Here is a 729-nt window from a genome sequence, read left to right as displayed (position 1 = left end):
GTTTCGGCAAAGACGGATCTGGTGGTCGCCGGGCCGGGTGCCGGCTCCAAGCTCAAGCTCGCCAGCGAACTCGGCATCGAGGTGATCGACGAGGATGCCTGGCTGGTACGGATCGGCAAGGCGTGATGGAAGGCGCATTCAAGGGTTTCGGCCCGAAAGCCATTCCGTTCCTGAAGGCGCTGGATTTCCACCAGAGCCGAGAGTGGTTTTTGGAGAACCGTGACCTGTTCGAAAAGGAGTTGCGCGATCCGCTCAGTGATCTCGTCGACACGCTGACCGAGCGCTTCGCAAAGGCAGGGCTCGGCCTGCGCGGCGACCGCAAGAAGTCGCTGTTCCGGATCAATCGCGACGTGCGCTTCGCCAAGGACAAGCGGCCCTACAACAGGCATTTGTCGGCCATCCTGTCGCCCGACGGCACCAAGATGGAGCAGGGCGTGTTCTACGTGCATGTCGGGCTTGAGCGCTGCTTCGCCGACATTGCGTGGTGGCAGCCGGAGCCGGCGCTGCTGCTGGCGATGCGCAAAGCCATCGCGACCAAGCCGGACAATTTTCGCGGCCTGGTGGCGGCGTTGAAGAAGAACAGGCTTGAACTCGAGACCGAAGGCCGTATGAAGCGTACGCCACGCGGCTTCGAGGAAATCAGCGATCCCGATCTGGTCGCCGCCATCCGCCACCGGCATTTCTATGTCCAGCATGTCAGCGATCCGGCGGGAATCCATACGGCTGATC

1 protein-coding gene is annotated in these 729 nt (G+C 62.1%); it reads left to right on the top strand.

The window, feature by feature from the left end; all coding sequences use genetic code 11:
- Nucleotides 1–125: 125 nt before the first annotated feature.
- A partial coding sequence (locus EOC94_RS33385) for a TIGR02453 family protein (RefSeq protein WP_127295878.1) occupies nucleotides 126–729 on the top strand: 604 nt, incomplete at its 3' end.

The organism is Mesorhizobium sp. M6A.T.Ce.TU.016.01.1.1, from assembly GCF_003997065.1.
GTDB lineage: Bacteria > Pseudomonadota > Alphaproteobacteria > Rhizobiales > Rhizobiaceae > Mesorhizobium > Mesorhizobium mediterraneum.
Note: the sequence above shows the minus strand (reverse complement) of the source record. Positions and strands in the feature narration are given on the sequence as shown.